Annotated in this window: 20 protein-coding genes; 18 read left to right on the top strand and 2 right to left on the bottom strand. The window is 68.1% G+C overall.

The genetic code is table 11. The features are described from left to right. Positions 1-2 precede the first annotated feature (2 nt). Genes ACK4MH_RS02930 through ACK4MH_RS02880 form a run of 11 tightly spaced genes read left to right on the top strand, consistent with a single transcriptional unit; the run spans position 3 to position 10,219 of the window. Positions 3-2,027, top strand: coding sequence for an FHIPEP family type III secretion protein (locus ACK4MH_RS02930; protein WP_409714516.1), 2,025 nt, complete (start codon positions 3-5; stop codon positions 2,025-2,027). A gap of 14 nt (positions 2,028-2,041) precedes the next feature. Beyond that, on the top strand, positions 2,042-3,931 hold the full coding sequence (gene sctC / locus ACK4MH_RS02925; RefSeq protein WP_409714513.1) for a type III secretion system outer membrane ring subunit SctC: 1,890 nt from the start codon (positions 2,042-2,044) through the stop codon (positions 3,929-3,931). 9 nt (positions 3,932-3,940) lie between these two features. Beyond that, on the top strand, positions 3,941-5,092 hold the full coding sequence (locus tag ACK4MH_RS02920) for a hypothetical protein (RefSeq protein WP_409714510.1): 1,152 nt from the start codon (positions 3,941-3,943) through the stop codon (positions 5,090-5,092). A 41-nt stretch (positions 5,093-5,133) separates the two neighbouring features. Further along, positions 5,134-5,442: a hypothetical protein gene (locus ACK4MH_RS02915; RefSeq protein WP_409714507.1), complete on the top strand. Its 309-nt coding sequence runs from the start codon at positions 5,134-5,136 to the stop codon at positions 5,440-5,442. A gap of 24 nt (positions 5,443-5,466) precedes the next feature. Further along, positions 5,467-5,883: a hypothetical protein gene (locus ACK4MH_RS02910; protein ID WP_409714504.1), complete on the top strand. Its 417-nt coding sequence runs from the start codon at positions 5,467-5,469 to the stop codon at positions 5,881-5,883. A gap of 9 nt (positions 5,884-5,892) precedes the next feature. Further along, complete coding sequence (gene sctJ, locus ACK4MH_RS02905) at positions 5,893-6,618, top strand: type III secretion system inner membrane ring lipoprotein SctJ (RefSeq protein ID WP_409714501.1); 726 nt, start codon at positions 5,893-5,895, stop codon at positions 6,616-6,618. Then, positions 6,615-7,151 (top strand): hypothetical protein, encoded by a 537-nt coding sequence (locus ACK4MH_RS02900; RefSeq protein WP_409714498.1) that lies wholly within the window; start codon positions 6,615-6,617, stop codon positions 7,149-7,151. The genes sctJ and ACK4MH_RS02900 overlap by 4 nt, the downstream gene beginning before the upstream one ends. Next, positions 7,148-7,759, top strand: a complete 612-nt coding sequence (locus ACK4MH_RS02895; RefSeq protein WP_409714495.1) for a FliH/SctL family protein — start codon at positions 7,148-7,150, stop codon at positions 7,757-7,759. Before ACK4MH_RS02900 ends, ACK4MH_RS02895 begins: the two co-directional genes overlap by 4 nt. Continuing rightward, positions 7,756-9,078: a FliI/YscN family ATPase gene (locus ACK4MH_RS02890; RefSeq protein WP_409714492.1), complete on the top strand. Its 1,323-nt coding sequence runs from the start codon at positions 7,756-7,758 to the stop codon at positions 9,076-9,078. Before ACK4MH_RS02895 ends, ACK4MH_RS02890 begins: the two co-directional genes overlap by 4 nt. Beyond that, entirely contained in the window at positions 9,075-9,572 is a 498-nt protein-coding gene (locus ACK4MH_RS02885) for a hypothetical protein (RefSeq protein ID WP_409714489.1), read from the top strand. The genes ACK4MH_RS02890 and ACK4MH_RS02885 overlap by 4 nt, the downstream gene beginning before the upstream one ends. Beyond that, entirely contained in the window at positions 9,572-10,219 is a 648-nt protein-coding gene (locus ACK4MH_RS02880; protein WP_409714486.1) for a hypothetical protein, read from the top strand. The genes ACK4MH_RS02885 and ACK4MH_RS02880 overlap by 1 nt, the downstream gene beginning before the upstream one ends. 9 nt (positions 10,220-10,228) lie before the next feature. On the opposite strand, the gene ACK4MH_RS02875 is transcribed toward ACK4MH_RS02880, so the two are convergent. Further along, positions 10,229-10,903: a hypothetical protein gene (locus tag ACK4MH_RS02875; protein ID WP_409714483.1), complete on the bottom strand. Its 675-nt coding sequence runs from the start codon at positions 10,901-10,903 to the stop codon at positions 10,229-10,231. A gap of 18 nt (positions 10,904-10,921) precedes the next feature. Beyond that, positions 10,922-11,155, bottom strand: a complete 234-nt coding sequence (locus ACK4MH_RS02870) for a hypothetical protein (RefSeq protein ID WP_409714480.1) — start codon at positions 11,153-11,155, stop codon at positions 10,922-10,924. 98 nt (positions 11,156-11,253) lie between these two features. Between ACK4MH_RS02870 and ACK4MH_RS02865 the strand changes: the two genes are divergently transcribed. The 7 genes from ACK4MH_RS02865 to ACK4MH_RS02835 all read left to right on the top strand — a co-directional run bounded on the left by ACK4MH_RS02865 (position 11,254) and on the right by ACK4MH_RS02835 (position 16,658). After that, positions 11,254-12,342 carry a sensor histidine kinase gene (locus ACK4MH_RS02865; RefSeq protein ID WP_409714477.1) on the top strand — a complete coding sequence of 363 codons (1,089 nt, stop codon included), beginning with the start codon at positions 11,254-11,256 and terminating at the stop codon, positions 12,340-12,342. Continuing rightward, entirely contained in the window at positions 12,339-13,001 is a 663-nt protein-coding gene (locus ACK4MH_RS02860) for a response regulator transcription factor (RefSeq protein WP_409714474.1), read from the top strand. Before ACK4MH_RS02865 ends, ACK4MH_RS02860 begins: the two co-directional genes overlap by 4 nt. Positions 13,002-13,003: 2 nt before the next feature. Further along, positions 13,004-13,996: a FliM/FliN family flagellar motor switch protein gene (locus ACK4MH_RS02855; RefSeq protein ID WP_409714471.1), complete on the top strand. Its 993-nt coding sequence runs from the start codon at positions 13,004-13,006 to the stop codon at positions 13,994-13,996. A gap of 2 nt (positions 13,997-13,998) precedes the next feature. Then, positions 13,999-14,658: a type III secretion system export apparatus subunit SctR gene (sctR, locus tag ACK4MH_RS02850; protein WP_409714468.1), complete on the top strand. Its 660-nt coding sequence runs from the start codon at positions 13,999-14,001 to the stop codon at positions 14,656-14,658. Positions 14,659-14,670: 12 nt separating this feature from the next. Beyond that, on the top strand, positions 14,671-14,943 hold the full coding sequence (gene sctS, locus ACK4MH_RS02845; RefSeq protein WP_409714465.1) for a type III secretion system export apparatus subunit SctS: 273 nt from the start codon (positions 14,671-14,673) through the stop codon (positions 14,941-14,943). Beyond that, on the top strand, positions 14,944-15,744 hold the full coding sequence (gene sctT / locus ACK4MH_RS02840; protein WP_409714462.1) for a type III secretion system export apparatus subunit SctT: 801 nt from the start codon (positions 14,944-14,946) through the stop codon (positions 15,742-15,744). A 98-nt stretch (positions 15,745-15,842) separates the two neighbouring features. Continuing rightward, positions 15,843-16,658: a DUF1521 domain-containing protein gene (locus tag ACK4MH_RS02835; RefSeq protein ID WP_409714459.1), complete on the top strand. Its 816-nt coding sequence runs from the start codon at positions 15,843-15,845 to the stop codon at positions 16,656-16,658. Positions 16,659-16,670: the final 12 nt, after the last annotated feature.

The following is a 16,670-nucleotide window of genomic DNA, read 5'->3' as shown; positions in this document are numbered from 1 at the left end:
CCATGCGTTTCGCCAACCCGCTGAATTTCTTCAATCCGCGCACCTCGGGCCGCGGGCTGGGCCAGTTCTCAGACCTGTTCCTGGTGGCGGGCGTGGCGGCGATCATCGCTATGATGATCATGCCCCTGCCGTCGCTGGCCATCGACACGCTCGTGGCCATCAACATCAGCGCCGGCGTCGTTCTGCTGCTGGTCTCGATCTACATCGCCTCGATCGTCGAGATTTCGGTCTTCCCCAGCCTGCTGCTGATCACGACCCTGTTCCGCCTGGCCCTGTCGATCGCGACGACGCGGATGATCTTGCTGGAAGGCCACGCCGGGGCGATCATCAACACCTTCGGCAACATGGTCGCTGGCGGCAATCTGGTCGTCGGACTGGTGGTCTTCCTGATCATCACCGTCGTCCAGTTCATTGTCATCGCCAAAGGTGCGGAACGGGTGGCCGAGGTCGCCGCACGCTTCAGCCTGGACGCCATGCCCGGCAAGCAGTTGTCGATCGATTCCGACCTGCGCTCGGGCCTGATCGACAAGGACGAAGCCAAACGTCGCCGCAAGCTGCTGGAAATGGAAAGCAAGCTGAACGGCAATCTGGACGGCGCGATGAAGTTCGTGAAGGGCGACGCCATCGCCAGCATCATCATCGTCGTCATCAACCTGCTGGGCGGGCTGGCGGTCGGCATGCTGCAGGGCGGGCTCGATTTCGGCGCGGCGGTCCACAAATATTCGATCCTGACCATCGGCGACGGCATGGTCATGCAGATCCCGGCCCTGCTGGCGGCGATGGCGGCGGGTCTGATCGTGACCCGCAGCGGCGACGGCGACAGCGGTGACCTGCACCTGGGCGCCTCGATGCACCGCCAGTTATCGGCCCAACCCAAGGTCTTCCTGGTCGCCGGCGGCATGTGCTGGCTCCTGGCCCTGGTGCCCGGCTTCCCGACCATCGTCTTCCTGCTGCTGGGCGCGGCGGCCATGCTGGGCGCGGTGATGATCGAGCCGAACTGGCGCAAGCGCGCCAGCCGCCGGGTCAAGGCCATGACCGGCCGCGCCGCCAACGACGCCGAGGGGCCGATCGAACAGGCGCAGACCCGCGCCATGGAAAGCACCGCCATGACCCCGCTGCTGCTGGAGGTCCAGGGCCGCGCCATCCGCACCTTCGAATCCGACCGGATCACCGCCGCCCTCGAAGCCTTGTTGGAAGAGTTCGAGAACTCTCTAGGCGTCGCCCTGCCTCGCGTCACCGTGCGCTATGGCGCGGCTGATGCGCCGGATCGCTGGCGGTTGATGGCCTTCGAGGCGCCGCTGGGATCGGGCGATCTGGTCGCCGCCGAGGATCCGGTCGGTGAGACGGTGCTGGGCGTGCGCGCCCTGCTGCGCCGCAACGCCGGCATGTTCATCGGCATCCAGGAGGCGTCCGCCCTGCTGACCCGCGCCGGCGAATCCTATCCCGAAGTGGTCAAAGAGGTGGCGCGCGCCCTGCCGCTGGCCCGGATCGCCGAGATCATGCGCCGCCTAGCCGAAGAAGAGGTGCCGCTGCGCAATTTGCGCGACATCCTGGAAGCCTTGGCCGACGCCGGTCAGCGCGAGAAGGATCCGCTGGCCCTGACCGAGTTCGCCCGCGTCGCCCTGCGCCGTCAGATCAGCCACCGCTATGCGCCGGAAGGCGTCCTGAAAGCCGTGGTGCTGGAACCCGCGCTGGAACAGCATCTGCGAGAATCCATCCGCGTCGGCGGGGCCGGCCAGCAACTGGCCCTGGATCCCGACATGGCGCGCGCGACCATCGACGCCATTCGGGACGCGGTCCGAGCGGCCGATGCTGACGCCGTCCTGACCGCCATCGACCTGCGACGGCACATTCGCAAACTGGTGGAGCCGGACCTGTTCGAGACACCCGCCCTCTCGTTCCATGAGCTGCTGCCCAGCCTGAAGCTCGATATCGTCGGCCGCGTGGCCCTGCCTCGTTTGGACGTAACGACGACCGCCCCGACCGCTTCCTCGCAAGTTTCCCCTCCCTCGGCCGCCGCGGCCTGAACCAAGGACCCTGCATGACGTCTCAGCCTTCGAAGCGCAGAACGCCTTTCACGCCCTCGTCGATCGCGATGCTGGCGGCCGCCGGCCTGTTGGCCTTCGCCGTTCCCGCAGCGGCGGGTGACCCGCCGATCGGTTCGCAGACGATCCAGATCGCGCCGCGCGAACAGCCGGTGGGCCAGTTCCTGCAAAGCTTCTTCGGCCAGATCGGCGTACCCGTCGTGATCAGCCCCAACCTGCGTGGAACCGTGAACGGCGCCTTCAGCGGCTCGGCGTCGGACGTTTACGCCCAGGTGGCGGAGGCCTTCGACCTGGTCGGCTATTACGATGGCGCGGCCGTCTACATCTACCAGACGTCGGAACTGACCACCCAGTCGATGCCCATCTCGCCTCAGGCGCTGCGTCGCGTCCGCGCCACCGCCCAGGAGATGGGCCTGACCGACGGCCGCAACACGCTTCAGGGCGCGGGCCAGATGCTGGTCGCTAACGGCACCCGTCGGTTCATCCAACAGATCAGCGAGATCGCCAGCGCCGGGCCTGGCGCGCGGGCCGAAGCGGCCCAGCCGACATATGAGTATCGCGTCTTCACCCTGCGCTACGCCTGGGCCGACGACGTCACCTTCAAGACCGCCCAGAGCGAGACGGTCATCCCCGGCGTCGCCTCCATCCTGCGCGCCATGGTCAGCAACGACCCCAACGGCGCCGTCGCCCGCCGTATCGAGACCCGCAACGCGCCACGCGTCCAGGGTCTGCGCGGCCAGGGCCTGGCGTCGCAGGGCGGCGTCCAGTCGACCGGCTACTATCCCGACGAATTCTCGGCCACGCCGGACACGCTCGGCGCCGCCGTCGCGGACGAACAACTGGCGGGCGGCGCGCCCGTGCAACATGCCCGGATCCAGGCTGACACCCGTCTGAACGCCGTGATCGTGCGCGACACAGCCGATCGGATGGGCGCCTACGAGGCCCTGATCGCCGCGCTGGACAAGGAACCCCAGCTGCTTGAGATCGAAGCGACGATCATCGACATCGACACCACGCGTGCCCGCGAACTGGGCATCACCTGGCGGTTCGACGACGGCCGCGGCGGCGTCCTGTTCGGCGACGGAACGGCCAACGACCTGCGCCTTCGTCGTGGCCAGGACATCACGCCCCGCAATAACGGTTTGGCCATCTCCTCCATCATCGGCAACGGCGACTATTTCGTCTCGCGCATCACCGCCATGGAGGACGAAGGCGTCGCACGGATCGTCTCGCGGCCCCAGGTCGTGACCCTGTCCAACGTCCAGGCCCTGTTCGAGAACACCCGCAGCTTCTACGTCGGCTTGGAAGGCGAGCGTGACGTCGATCTGTTCAACGTCACTGCCGGCACGACCCTGAAGGTTACGCCCCACGTCCTGCGCGACCAGAACCAGACCCGCATCCGCATGCAGGTCGAGATCGAGGACGGTTCGGTCACCGACGCCAGCGTCGACGACATTCCCGTGGTCGAGCGCGCGGCACTGAACACCCAGGCCATGATCGTGGAGGGCCAGAGCCTGCTCTTGGGCGGCATGGTGGTTCAGCAGGATGTCAACTCGGTCGGCAAGGTGCCGATCCTGGGCGACATTCCTGGCCTGGGCCTGCTCTTCCGCCGCTCGTCCCGCTCTACGGGCCGGGTCGAGCGCCTGTTCCTGATCACCCCGCGCCTGGCCCCGATCGGCGGCGACGTGGCGGGACCGCGCCTCGACTTCGGCGCCACGCCCGGTTCGCCCGAGGCCCAGCCCCTGCCGGCGGCGCCGGCCCTGCCGCAGGGCGGACCGCGCATGGGCTTCAATCAGCAGGCGTCGCCGCCAAACGATCCCCTGCCCTCCGCCCCCCTGCCCCCGCTGCCTGCGGGCGCCGTTCCCTATCAGCCGTCAGGACGCTGAAGCCCCCACATGACCGACGCCGCCACCGCATCGATAGCCGAGATCGAAACCCTGGTCCTCAAGGTGCTGGCCGGACGCGTGCGTGGCGCGTCGGCGCCGCTGGAACGGGGTCAGGCGGTCACGGTCGGCCATGATCTGGACGCCGACATCGTGTTGCGTGATCCCAGCGCACAGGGCGTCCGGCTGAAGCTTAAGGCCCGTACGGACGCCGCCGATCTTGAACTGCTGGAGGGCAAGGTCGTCCTTCTGGGGCACGAGTTGACCGCCCCGGCCCAGGCCCTGCTGCCGCTGTATCTGCCGCTGATGATCGGCGACAACGCCGTGGCGATCGGCGACCCCGACAGCCCGCGCTGGAGCGAGGCCGAGCGCATCCTGACCGCCGGCCGCCCCATCATCGATGATGAGGATGACGACGAGCCTCAACCCGGCCAGTCTTGGCAATATCTGCTGAACAACACCAACGCCCTGGTGTCGCGCTCGGTGAAGTTCGTGCCGGTTTTGCTGATCGCGGTGATCACCGTGTCCGCCCTGTTCGCCATCAGCTCCGGCGTGCCGTCCTGGCCCAAGATGCAGCCGAAACCGGCCAAGGTTCAGGGCGTCCTTCAGGACGAGGGCTTCACCGATCTGGCGGTGACGAAAACCAGCGAAGGCGACCTCCGCATCGAGGGCATGGTGGCCTCCGACGCCGACCGCGCCCGGCTGCAACGTCTCATGGCCGCCCACGACTGGCAGCCCCGGCTTCAGGTCCAGAGCCAGGAAGGCATGGCCCGTCAGGTCGAGGACTTCTACCTGGCCAACGGCGTCGAGGCCTCTGCCCGATCCGCAGGGGTCGGCCTGGTGCGCCTGGACGTCGTCGGCAGCAGCCAGGAAGAAGCCGGCCGTCTGCAACGCCTCGCCATGACTGAGGTCAAGGGCGTGCGTCGCATCGACATCAACATGCTGCCGGGCGCCGACGAGGGCGGCCGTTTCGAAGACATGCAGGAAGGCGGCGGCAAGCGCGTCGTCTCCGTCATCGGCGGCCCGCGCGGCCATGTAACCACCGCCGACGGCGCGCGTTATTTCCCCGGCGCGGTCCTGCCCACGGGCCACCGCATCGTCTCGATCGAGGAGACCAAGGTCCTGGTCGAGCGAAACGGCAGCCGATCCGAGTTGAATTTCTGAACGCCCACCAACCCCAAGTCCAACCCAAAGGAGAAACGTCTATGTCATCCCAAGGTCTGAACGGTCTGAGCATGCTGGCGGTCACGCCCGGTCTCAACAGCGACAAGGACAAGGCCCGACCCGGGTCCTGGTTCGAAGCCATGGCTCACGCCTGGGGCCAAACTCTGGACGCCCAGGCCGGCCGCATCACCGAACTGTCGGAACAGATCGGTCCGGGCGGCGAGGACAAGCCCTCGACGATGGCGATGCTGACCGCCGAGTCGATGCGCATGAATTTCATGGCCAACTCCTCCTCCACCTCGACCGACTCCGTCGGCAAGGCGCTGGAGACCATGGCCCGCAAGAACTAGTCCCCTTTTTGACAGGAGGGACGCATGTCCTTCGACGCCTCAGCGGCCATGGCCGCAATGCCACCGGAAATGCTGCAGCCCCAGATGCAGCTCCAGCCCCAGCAGATCGACGTTGGCTATAACGCCACCCTCGGTCAGGCGGTGCAGTTCCAGAACCTGCTCCACGTCAGTCCGTCGGCGGCTCCGGCCCCGACCGGGCCGACCGAACCAACGGGCGTCATGAAGACCATGATGGGCGCTCTGGAACAGGTGAACGGCCAGGCTTCCGACCTCTCGGCCATGGCCCAGAAGGCCGAAAACAGCGGCGCGGGCATGACCCCGGGCGAAATGGTCATGATGACCGTTCGCTGCCACGAGTTCATGTTCAACTGCCAACTGACCTCCAACATGGCCAACCGCACATCGGACGGCCTGCAACAGCTGTTCCGGCAACAGTCGTAGGGGGCGGTGATGCGTATCCGATCGCTCGCCGCCGTCGCCGCCGTCACGCTCCTCCTCGCCGCCTGCGGTCAGGAGGAGCTCTATGGCGGCCTGACCGAACGCGACGCCAACGAGATGGCGGCCGTGCTCAAGTCCCAAGGCATCGACGCGGCCAAGAGCAAGGACGGCGAGGTCTGGGTTCTGAAGGCCGATAGCGGCGACTTCTCGCGCGCCGTCGCGGTCCTTCACGACCGGGGCTATCCCCGCGAGAACTTCGCCAGCATGGGCGAGGTCTTCGAAAAGGAGGGCTTCGTCTCCTCGCCGATGGAGCAGCGGATGCGAATGATGTTCGCGCTGCAACAGGAGTTGGGTCAGACCATCTCCTCCATCGACGGCGTCGTCCAGGCCCGTGTCCACATCGCCGTGCCGGAAAGCGATCCTCTCGCTGAGGACAAACCCCCGTCGTCCGCTTCAGTCTTCATCAAGCACCGGCCGGACTACGACATCTCGTCCCAGACGGGTTCGATCAAGGCCTTGGTGGTCAACTCCATCGAAGGCCTGCCGTACGACAAGGTCACGGTCGTCGCCTTCCCAGCGGGGGATGTTCTCGCAGAGCCGGCCAAGCCGACCTACACCCAGCTCAGCCTGCCCATGGGCGCTCTGATTTTGGGAGCCGCGGGTCTTGGGGTCTATGGCCTGTATCGCAGGCCCAAGCGCAAGGACGGGCGGTCCAAGCCGAAAGGCGAGGTCGCTTGACCCTGGTGGATGTCCGCACCCATCGCGACGCCCTGTGGCGTCGCGCCCGAACGCTGGACGGCGCACGGGATCAGGCGCGCTCGCCCCGCGCACGCTTGCTGGCCCGCCAATTGCGCGCGGCATCGACGCCGCTCGACTATCAGGCCGTGATCGCGGCGCCAGTCTGGTCCGGCTGGGCGGACGACGAGCGCCGCCGTCTGGCCGTCGTCGCCGGCGCCGTCCTGATGTCGGGGCGTCTGGCCTCGACCATCGATGGTCGCGTTCTGGGGGCCGTGGCTCTCGCGATCGGCGAAGACGCTCTGGACCAGGTGCTGCTCCTGGCGCCGACGGACCGCCCGGAAAGTCCGCCCCTGGCCTCGCTCGATCCCGAGGTTCTCCAGGGCCTGGGCGCTGCGGCCTTGCTTGCGGGGCTGAACGAACCGACGGCCGAGCGGATGGGCCGCGACCTGGCCGCCCCCCTCTTGCGGCTGGACGCCGAACAGGCCGCCGCCGCCCGCTATCACGCGCTTCGCATCACGGAGGCGACCGCATGACCTATCTGTTGATCGCCTCCGCCCCCGGCGCGGCGCTGCTGACGGACCAGTCGGTGATCCCGCGTGAGGACGCCGCCCAGGTCGCGCGCGCTGCCGAACTGGTCGCCCTGGCCCAGGCCCGCCTGGCGGTCATCGATGATTATCGCACCGCCCAGGGCCAGGCCGGCCATGCCGAAGGTTTCACCGCCGGCTACGAGGAGGGCCGCGCCCTCGCCGCCCGCGAAGCCGCCGAAGTCGTCGCTCGCCTGCACGAGGAAATGGAAGCCGTGCGTGAGCAGATGCGCGCCGCCACCGGCCGGTTGGCGCTGGACGTCGTGCGCCGCATCGCCGTCGAGCTTGGCCCGGAGGCCACGCTCGCCGCCCTGACCGAGCGTGCCGTCCGCGACGTCCTGCCCGATGCCCCCATCACCGTCCATGTCGCCCCCGCCAGCGTCGGCGCCGTGACCACGCGCCTGTGGCCCATCGGCGCCCCCATCGCGGTCGAGGCCGACGAGACTCTGGCCCCCGGCGACTGCATCATCGAGACCGCCGCCGGGCGCAGCCACGCCGGGCTTGAGGTCCAGTTGGCCGCCCTGGAACGGGTGTTCGAACGGGATCAGGCCGCATGACCCCCGAAGCCGCCAACGACCAACGTCTGCACGATGCGCTGCGCCGCGCCCGCACTGTCGATCGGCGCGGACGGGTGGTCCAGGCGTTCGGCACGACGATCCGCGCCACGGGCCTGAACGCCCGCATCGGCCAGCAGGTCGAGATCCGCGACCCGTCCGGCGGCCCCTCCGTCAAGGCCGAGGTGGTGGGCCTCAGCGACGGCTCGGCCATCCTGACGCCCCTGACCAGCTTGAACGGCCTGGGTCTGGACGCCGAGGTCATCGCCGGGGACGAACGCACCGAAATCCTGTCCGGCCCCGGCCTGCTGGGTCGGGTGATCGACGCCTTTGGAAACCCTCTGGACGGGCTGGGCCCCATCGTCGGCCCTGCGCCCCTGCGCGACGTCTATGCCGACGCGCCCAATCCGCTGGATCGGCCGCCGATCAGCGACCTGTTCCCGACCGGCGTGCGCGCGGTCGACACCCTGCTCAGCGTAGGCGTGGGCCAGCGCGTCGGCGTCTTCGCCATGGCCGGCGGCGGCAAGTCCACCCTGATGGGCATGTTCGCCCGGCACTGCGCCGCCGACGTCAATGTCATCGCCCTGATCGGCGAACGCGGCCGCGAGGTGCGTGAGTTCCTGGACGACAGCCTGGGCCCGGACGGCCTTGCCCGCTCGGTCGTGGTGGTCGCCACCTCGGATCGCCCGGCTATGGAACGCGTCCGCGCCGCCCATGCCGCCACCGCCATCGCCGAGGGTTTCCGCGCCCAGGGCCGGCGCGTGATGCTGCAGATGGATTCCGTCACCCGCTTCGCCCGCGCCCTGCGCGAGATCGGCCTGTCGGTCGGCGAACCGGCCGTTCGACGCGGGTTTCCGCCCTCGGTCTTCGCCGAACTGCCGCGCCTGTTCGAACGCGCCGGCGCCATCGAGGGCGGGTCCATCACCGCCTTCTACACGGTGCTGATCGAGGACGAGGACGGCGGCGACCCCATAGGCGAGGAGGTCCGCTCGATCCTGGACGGCCATATCTATCTGTCGCGCAAACTGGCCCAAGCGAACCACTATCCGGCCATCGATCCGCTGACGAGCCTGAGCCGGGTCTTCCCGCGCGTGACCTCGCGCGATCACCAAGCGGCGGCGGGCAAGGTCCGCGCCTGGTTGGCCAGATACGCCGAGATCGAGTTCCTGCTTCAGATCGGGGAATACAAGCCGGGCGGCGATCCTCTGGCTGACGAAGCCGTGCAGCGGATGCCGGCCTTGCGGATCCTGCTTCAACAGGGCGCGCACGAAGGCGTCGGCGCCGACGACGCCCTGCACCAGCTGATGGCGGCGGCGTCATGAGCGGCCGCGACCGGATCACCGCCCTGCGCCGTCTGCTGCGACTGCGCGCCCAGCGGGTCGAGGCCGCGCGCCGTGTCGTGGCTGTCGCCCAGGACGCCCTGGCCCGCGCCGAAGCCGCTTTACAGGCGCGCGAGGCGGCCATCGTCGCCCTGGGCCGTGACATCGAACATCTGGACGAATGGTTCGCCTCGGGCGCGGGCGGGGATGCTCAGCTTATCGAAGGCGCCCTGTCGCGGCGTGGCTTGATCGCCGATCGCCGCACGGCCGAGAACCAGGCGCGCGAGGACGATCGCCGCGCCGTGCAACAGGCCATGACCGAACGCGACGACGCCCTGCGCGCCCTGATGCGCGCCACCGCCCGCCAGGACGCGGTTGATGGCCAACTGCGCCGCGCCGTCGCCGTCCGCGCCGGTCAGCGCGAGGAACGTGAACACAGCGAATTCGAGGACCGGGGTCGCCCCCGCCTTCAACTGGTGATGGGAGGACGCGCCTGATGGCCGACGCCGTGACGAACAACACCCAGCCCCGCACGCCGACGCCGTCGCGCGGATCCTCTCAGCCCCCTTCGGCCTGGAGCGCCGCCTCCTTCGAGGCCGCCATGGATCAGGCCGCTGCGCGTCGTCAGGGCCTGGAGGCCGGCGAACGCCAGCCCAAATTCCTGAAACGCGACGACGAGGTCGAACCCGTGCGCGACCGGGCCGACGACCGCAATCAGGACGACAGCCTTTCCAGGGAAGACCGTGCGGACAAGGCCGAAGGCGTGACCGCCCTGACGGGCCAGACGGCGTTCGCCGGACTTCAGGCCGGACAGATCGGGACCGTCGGTTTCACCGGCGACGCCGAGGCCATGGCCATGATGATGGAAAAGGCCTGGCTGGCCGCTCAGGCCGACGCGGCCAAGGGGATGCAGGTCCAGTTCACCGACAAGGCCTTCGCCCTGGCCGGGTTCGGGGTGATGCGGATGGCGGATGGCGGCCTGTCGCTGCAACTCGCCGCTCACCAGCGCTCGACGCCGGAGCTGGAGCGCGCCCTGGAACTGATGCGTCGCCGGCTGGAGGCCAAAGGCGTCCACGTCGGCGATGTCAGCGTCGCCCAAGTCGATCCCGACAGCATCCACCGCCCGGTCGATCAGGCGCGGTGATCCATGGCCTCAGCGCGGCGTGAAATTCCAGCGACCCTGATCCCGATCCGCGCGGGCGGCGTCCAGCACCGCCTTGACGGTGTCGGCGGGCGCGCGGTTCGCCACCATCCCCTCGGCCATCAGCCGCACCAGGCGTCGGCTCTGGCGATTGTGCAACCCCTCGATGGGATTGTCGGCGTCGTCGGCCAGCTTGCTGGCATAGAGGCGCATCGCCTCGGGCGAGGCCGCGACCAGGGTCAGAACCAGGGTCGCCGCCCGTTCGAACGCCTCGTCCTCCAGCGGCTGTCCGACCACGTCGCGCGTCAGCCAGATGCACAGGAACTCAAGCGGCCCGACGCTACGCGCATTGGTCATCAGACCGCCGCCCCCCATTCCTCCCATGCCGGGCAAGCCGGAGAAGGCCGCCGCGCCCCAGGCGGGCAGGCGCACGGTCGGCAGCCGATCGGTAACCAGGGCGCGCGCCAGGGCGTCGGCGACCAGCACCCGCGCCGGCCCATCGCCGAACCGCGCCGCGGCCGCCAGAAGTTTGACGAAACCGGGATAGAGCGCCTCGCCCAGGCCGTCGCAGATACGCTGCAACACGGTGACGCGGCCATCGACCGTCGTCTGGCCGTTCAGCCCATCGACCAGGGCCTGAGCCGCCCCGGCCCAGTCGGGTTCAGACTTGATGATAAGGTCGGTCACGATGACCGAGGCATAGCCTCAGCCGAAGCCGTTGTCTCGGGCTTCCGTCAGATAGCTGGCCACCGCGCCGGCGGCCTCGTCCATGTCCAGACGGCCGGAAATGCTGACACGCGCGTCATCACCGGCGAAGGCGGAAAAATCGGCGAAGGCTTGGCTGCCCTTGCTCTGGCCGGCCGCCTGGGGCGTGACGCCCGACAGATCGCGCGACCAGACGCCGGAGATCGAGGCGTTGTCGGTGCGGATCGTGTTCATGACGTTCTCCTCGACGCGGATGGACCCACGTTAGGACGCCTGTCTAGGCTTGAACGATCCGCCGCGCCATTCGGGATATCCCTAGCGGGGGCGCGCCCATGACCGCCGCGCTTCGCCTTGAAACGCCGTCGGACTGGACGGCGGAAGCCGTCTCTGCGCTGGGCCTGTGCGCTGTCGCCTTCGACGGGCGCGATCTGGTCTGGCGTTCGGACGCCTTCGCCGCCTGTTTCTCCGACCTGACCGAAGGGGCGTCGCTGGAAACCGTCGACGCGCGTCTGCCAGGCCTGGCTCAGGCCCTGACCACCGCCCGCAGCGCCGGGACCGCCACGGCCCTGATCGTCCAGCCCGGCGGCAAGCGGGTTCATGACGCCCGCCTGGCCCGATCCGGCGATCGGATCTTTGTCGAACTGTCCGACGCGGCCGAACGCCAGGAGGCCCAGCAGCGCCATCTGGCCGACCGCGAGGAGCTGCTGCTGACCTCACGCGTGCTGTCTGTGGGCGAGATGGCGACCATGATCGCCCATGAACTGAACCAGCCGATCGGCTCCATCGCCAACATCCTGCGCGGCCTCAAGGCGCGGATGGATCGCGACGCCCTGACGAAGGAGGTCGGGACCGAAGCCTTGGAACGGGCGACCGAACAGGCCCTCTACGCCTCGGGCGTGATCCAGCGGGTCCGCACCTTCGTCGATCAGCGCCAGCCCCAGGTCCAGCGCCTCGACTTGGCGCGTTTGGCCAGGAACACCCTAGAGCTGCTGGACTGGGAGATCACGCGCGACCGTGTCACAGCCCGCGCCGAGACGCCCGCCGACCTGCCGGCTGTGCTGGGCGATCCGGTGATGATCCAGCAGGTGCTGGTCAATCTGGCCCGCAACGCCCTGGACGCCATGCGCAGCGCCGACCTGCCGCGTCGGGCCCTGACCATCGCCGCGCGCGAGATCGCCGAAACGCGCCAGATCGAACTGACCCTGACCGACACCGGTCCCGGCATTCCGCAAGACGCCGCCGGACGCGTCTTCTCACCCTTCTTCAGCACCCGCAGCGGGGGGATGGGCGTGGGCTTGGGCATCTGTCGCTCCATCATCGAACTGCACCGGGGCCGGCTGTGGTTCAGCCCCGCGCCAGAGGGGGGCAGCGTCTTTCACATCGCCCTGCCGCTCGCCGCACCCGAGGAGGTATCCGCATGACCGCCGCATCGCCCGAAACGGCTCGATCCGCCGGCCGCATCTGCCTAGTCGACGACCATGCCGAGTTCCGCCAGTCCGCCGCCTGGTGGCTGGAAAGCCTGGGCTACGAGGTCGAATGCTGGGAGGAACCCAAGGCCTTTCTGGACGCCATGGCCGACCGTCCGACCGAGCCCGCCTGTTTCCTGCTCGACGTGCGGATGCCCGAGATGTCGGGGCTGGAGTTGATGGATGCGGCGCGCGAGCGCGGCCTGACCCAGCCGGTGGTCTTCATGACCGGCCACGGCGACGTGCCCCTGGCGGTCGAGGCGATGCGGCGCGGTGCCGTGACCTTCCTCGAAAAGCCGTTCCAGGAACAGGCGCTGGAAGACGCCATCGCCCTGGCCTTCCGCTCGGGCCCGACCGTCGCGGCCGAAGCCGAGCCGTCCGCCACGCCCGGCGCCCTGGCCTATCAAGAGCGTTTGGCCCGGCTGACGGCCCGCGAACGCGAGGTGATGGACCTGGTCGTCGCCGGGGCCTTCAACAAGGTGATCGCCTATGAGCTGGGCATCAGCCCAAAGACCGTCGAACTGCACCGCGCCCGCATCATGACCAAGATGGAGGCCCCGACCCTGACCCATCTGGTCCGCATGGCCGTGTCCGGCCAGGTCGAGGAGGGTTGAGCATGGCGGTGGATGCTGCCGAACACGCCCCGCCCCGCCTGCCGCGTCTGGACGAAGACTCCGCCTTGGGCGTCAACGCCGCCCTCGCCGCGCTGGACGGCCATGTCGTCGATAGACTGACCGTCTCGGCCGCGCCGCAGACCCAGGCCGACGCCGATAGCGTCGTGGACCAGGTCGCCTTCTCCACCCCGCACGGCCCGATCCAGGTCGCGCCGTTCATGGCGGACGGCGCGGTCTTCACCAGCCAGGACCACGCCGCCCTGCTGTCCGTCGTCTCCCTGCTGGAGCCGCTGTTCAGGACGCTGGAAGACGCCGGCGCCGAAGCCCTGCGACCCGAGGGCGTCACCCGCGTCGATCTGGCAGGGGCCGTGCGGATCACGGTCGGCTTGGCCGACGCGGACGGACGCCCCTTGCACGCCGCGCGCCTGTCGCTGGCGCCCAGCGTGGCGCGGCGATTGCGCCGCGCCGGCGATGCCTTCCAGGCGCTGGACATTCCCCTGCCTGTTCGTCTTCAGGCCGAGGGTCCACTCCTCTCTCCTGCCGAGATCGGCGCCCTGCGGCCTGGCGACCTGGTGCTGCTCCCCATCATCGACGGCGGCTGGCGTCTGCGCCTGTCCGCCCAGGGCGCGGCCGGAACGGCGGTCGGCCTCTTTTCCCCGACGACCCGACTTTTCACCCATCAGACCAAGGAAAGCCGCATGACCGATCAGGCCCCATCGGACGTCGCGCCGCCCACGGCGACAGCGCCCGATCTCGTTCCAGCCTCGGATGCGCGCGTCGCCGTCACGGTCGATCTGGGCGAGACGGCGGTGTCGTTGAAAGCCCTGACCGGTCTCGTGCCCGGCTCGGTCCTGCCTCTGCCCGACCTGCCCGTCGACCTCGCCGTCACCCTGTCCAGTGCCGGCCGAGGCTTCGCGCGCGGGCGGCTGGTGTCGCTGGGGGACGCCCACGCCGTACTGATCGAGACGATCGCCGAAAACAGCGAGACGCACTGACCATGGATCTGTCGCAGTTCTCTCCCGGTTCGGCCCTCGTCACCGTCATCCTGCTGGCGCTCGCGCCTTTCGTCGCGGTGATGGTGACCTCCTTCACCAAGATCGTCGTGGTGCTGTCGCTGCTGCGCAATGCGCTGGGCCTGCAACAGGTGCCGCCCAATATCGTGCTGAACGGCATGGCCCTGATCCTGACGCTCTACGTCATGTTCCCGGTCGGTCAGAAGATGGCCGAGGCGACCGACAACATGCCGCCGACCGCCGCCCTCAGCGACACCCAGCAACTGTTCTCCTACGCCAACCAGGCCAAGGAACCGCTGCGCGAGTTCCTGATCAAACATTCGTCCGACCGCGAGCGCGCCTTCTTCCTGCGCACGGCCCAGCGCATCTCGGCCCCGGAAAAGCGCGCCGAGATCACCGGCCGCGACTTCCTGGTCGTCGTTCCCGCCTTCACCGTGTCGGAGTTGGCGACCGCGTTTCAGATCGGCTTTCTGATCTTCCTGCCGTTCCTGATCATCGACCTTGTGGTCTCCAACATCCTGTTGGCGATGGGCATGATGATGCTGTCGCCCACCACCGTATCCCTGCCGTTCAAGCTGCTCCTGTTCGTCCTGATCGACGGCTGGGTGAAGCTGGCCCACGGCCTTGTGCTCAGTTACGTCTGAAGGAGACGCCCCATGATGAACGCCCAGGCCATCGAGATCGTCAATCAGGCGCTCTGGCTCGTTCTCTTCCTGTCCGCCCCGCCGATCATCGCCGCCTCCGTGGTCGGGCTGATCGTGGCCGTGGTCCAGTCCGCGACCCAGATCCAGGAACAGACGCTTCAGTACACCGCCAAATTCTTCGCCATCGTCCTGACCCTCTTCGCTACCGCCGCCCTGCTGGGCGGCAGCCTGTATCAGTTCGGCGACCGCATCTTCACCGAGTTCCCGGCCCTGGTGCGCCGCTAGGTGTTCGGCGGTCTGGAGAACCTGTTCGACAACGCCATCCTGCTGGCGGTGTCGACGACGCGTATCGCAACGGCCTTCCTGTTGATGCCGCTGCTGTCGCCCCAGACCGTCCCGGCCATGGTCAGGAACTCCATCTTCCTGGTCTTCGGACTGGCGGTCCTGACCATGCAGCCGCAGGTCATGCAGATGACCCTGCCGGTCGTCGAATGGATTCTGCTGTTCGGCAAGGAGGCCCTGATCGGCATCGTCATCGGCTTCTTCTTCGCCACCATGCTGTGGGCCTTCGAGGCGGCGGGCCAGATCATCGACACCAAGGTCGGCGCCACAATGGCCCAGGTGGTCGATCCGCTCAGCGGACACCAGACCTCGTTGAACGGCGAGTTCCTGGGCCGACTGGCCAACTTCGTCTTCATGTTCTCGGGCGGGCTGCTGATGCTTGTCGGCACCATTCTGGACAGTTTCGTCATATGGCCGATCGGCAGCCTGACGCCGGTCCTGACCATGAGCAGCCTCAGCCTGTTCGAGGGCGAGTTTACACGGCTGATGACCCTGTCGGTCCTGTTCGCCTCACCGCCCCTTGTGATCCTGTTCATCACCGATGCGGGCCTGGGCTTGGTCAACCGCTATGCGCCGCAGTTGAACGTCTTCTCCCTCTCCCTGTCGATCAAGTCATGGCTGGCGACGCTGATCATACTGATCATGATGACCGGCCTGGTTCAAACCCTGCTGAACGAGATCGTAGGCCGCCGCGAAGTGGTGCTGAACGTGCTGAAATCCATGGGCCGCGCCGCAGGGGTATGAGGGGCTAGGGTCGTCCCTGATGGGGACCGCCCCAGCTACAACGGCGTCGCTGGAAATGATCTTGTCGATCCACGCAATCTCAACCGTGGGGCCCACCGATGACCAACATCAACACCGCCTTCTCCAACGCCGTCGGCACGCTGGTGCTGGGGGCCGTCGCCGACCGTCTGGCGACCGCATCCAACTTCACCCAGATGGCCTTCCAGATGGGAACGATGATGGCCGGCGCCTTCCAGCCCGCCGCCCCCGCCTTCTCGGCCTCCATGCCTCAGGACGGCAAGGCGACCGTCGATCTGGGCGACGGCTATACGCTGGAGATCAACGAGGCGAACTCCGAGTTCGTCGTCCGCGACGCCCAGGGCAATGTCACCCAGATCTGGGGCGACCCCCATTTCAACTACAACGGCCAGCACGTCGGCGACTTCTGGGACACCATGACCCTGGAGCTGGAGAACGGGACCAAGATCACCATCAACACCGAACCCTTCGGTCCGAACCCCGACGCCACCGTCACCAGCCAACTGGTCATCACACGCGGCGACCAGGCCATGATCATCGACGGCGTCAGCCAGAATCAGCTGGGCGACCTGTCCATCTCGATGAGCAACAATGGCTACGCCCTGGACGCCGCATTCAGCGACGGCCTGACCATTCGCGAGAACGACGGCGCATCGTCGGGCTGGACCAGCGGCATCACCGAACAGGCCGTCGGCCAGAACGACTTCAACCTGACCAAGATTGGCAATGACGGTCTGCCTGAAACGCTCCAGGCCTTCAGCGACGCCATGCGCAGCGTGCTGGGCTCCTGGCTTCTGGCTGGCGTCCTGACCGGCATGGCCGAAGCCGTGTCCGCTGCGGACGTCGGCGAAAGAAATGGATCACGCCTTGCCCAAGGCCTCATCCAGGCGCGCTGACCGCCGAACGTC

This window comes from Brevundimonas sp., from assembly GCF_046295075.1.
Lineage (GTDB): Bacteria > Pseudomonadota > Alphaproteobacteria > Caulobacterales > Caulobacteraceae > Brevundimonas.
Note: the sequence above shows the minus strand (reverse complement) of the source record. Positions and strands in the feature narration are given on the sequence as shown.

Excerpts from the sequence above, each read along its gene's own strand:
- ACK4MH_RS02865 (WP_409714477.1), top strand. The coding sequence starts at position 11,254 with ATGACCGCCGCGCTTCGCCTTGAAACGCCGTCGGACTGGACGGCGGAA.
- ACK4MH_RS02885 (WP_409714489.1), top strand. The coding sequence starts at position 9,075 with ATGAGCGGCCGCGACCGGATCACCGCCCTGCGCCGTCTGCTGCGACTG.
- ACK4MH_RS02890 (WP_409714492.1), top strand. The coding sequence starts at position 7,756 with ATGACCCCCGAAGCCGCCAACGACCAACGTCTGCACGATGCGCTGCGC.
- sctJ (WP_409714501.1), top strand. The coding sequence starts at position 5,893 with ATGCGTATCCGATCGCTCGCCGCCGTCGCCGCCGTCACGCTCCTCCTC.
- ACK4MH_RS02880 (WP_409714486.1), top strand. The coding sequence starts at position 9,572 with ATGGCCGACGCCGTGACGAACAACACCCAGCCCCGCACGCCGACGCCG.
- sctC (WP_409714513.1), top strand. The coding sequence starts at position 2,042 with ATGACGTCTCAGCCTTCGAAGCGCAGAACGCCTTTCACGCCCTCGTCG.
- sctS (WP_409714465.1), top strand. The coding sequence starts at position 14,671 with ATGATGAACGCCCAGGCCATCGAGATCGTCAATCAGGCGCTCTGGCTC.
- ACK4MH_RS02920 (WP_409714510.1), top strand. The coding sequence starts at position 3,941 with ATGACCGACGCCGCCACCGCATCGATAGCCGAGATCGAAACCCTGGTC.
- ACK4MH_RS02915 (WP_409714507.1), top strand. The coding sequence starts at position 5,134 with ATGTCATCCCAAGGTCTGAACGGTCTGAGCATGCTGGCGGTCACGCCC.
- ACK4MH_RS02895 (WP_409714495.1), top strand. The coding sequence starts at position 7,148 with ATGACCTATCTGTTGATCGCCTCCGCCCCCGGCGCGGCGCTGCTGACG.
- ACK4MH_RS02910 (WP_409714504.1), top strand. The coding sequence starts at position 5,467 with ATGTCCTTCGACGCCTCAGCGGCCATGGCCGCAATGCCACCGGAAATG.
- sctR (WP_409714468.1), top strand. The coding sequence starts at position 13,999 with ATGGATCTGTCGCAGTTCTCTCCCGGTTCGGCCCTCGTCACCGTCATC.
- ACK4MH_RS02855 (WP_409714471.1), top strand. The coding sequence starts at position 13,004 with ATGGCGGTGGATGCTGCCGAACACGCCCCGCCCCGCCTGCCGCGTCTG.
- ACK4MH_RS02835 (WP_409714459.1), top strand. The coding sequence starts at position 15,843 with ATGACCAACATCAACACCGCCTTCTCCAACGCCGTCGGCACGCTGGTG.
- ACK4MH_RS02870 (WP_409714480.1), bottom strand. The coding sequence starts at position 11,155 with ATGAACACGATCCGCACCGACAACGCCTCGATCTCCGGCGTCTGGTCG.
- ACK4MH_RS02860 (WP_409714474.1), top strand. The coding sequence starts at position 12,339 with ATGACCGCCGCATCGCCCGAAACGGCTCGATCCGCCGGCCGCATCTGC.
- ACK4MH_RS02930 (WP_409714516.1), top strand. The coding sequence starts at position 3 with ATGCGTTTCGCCAACCCGCTGAATTTCTTCAATCCGCGCACCTCGGGC.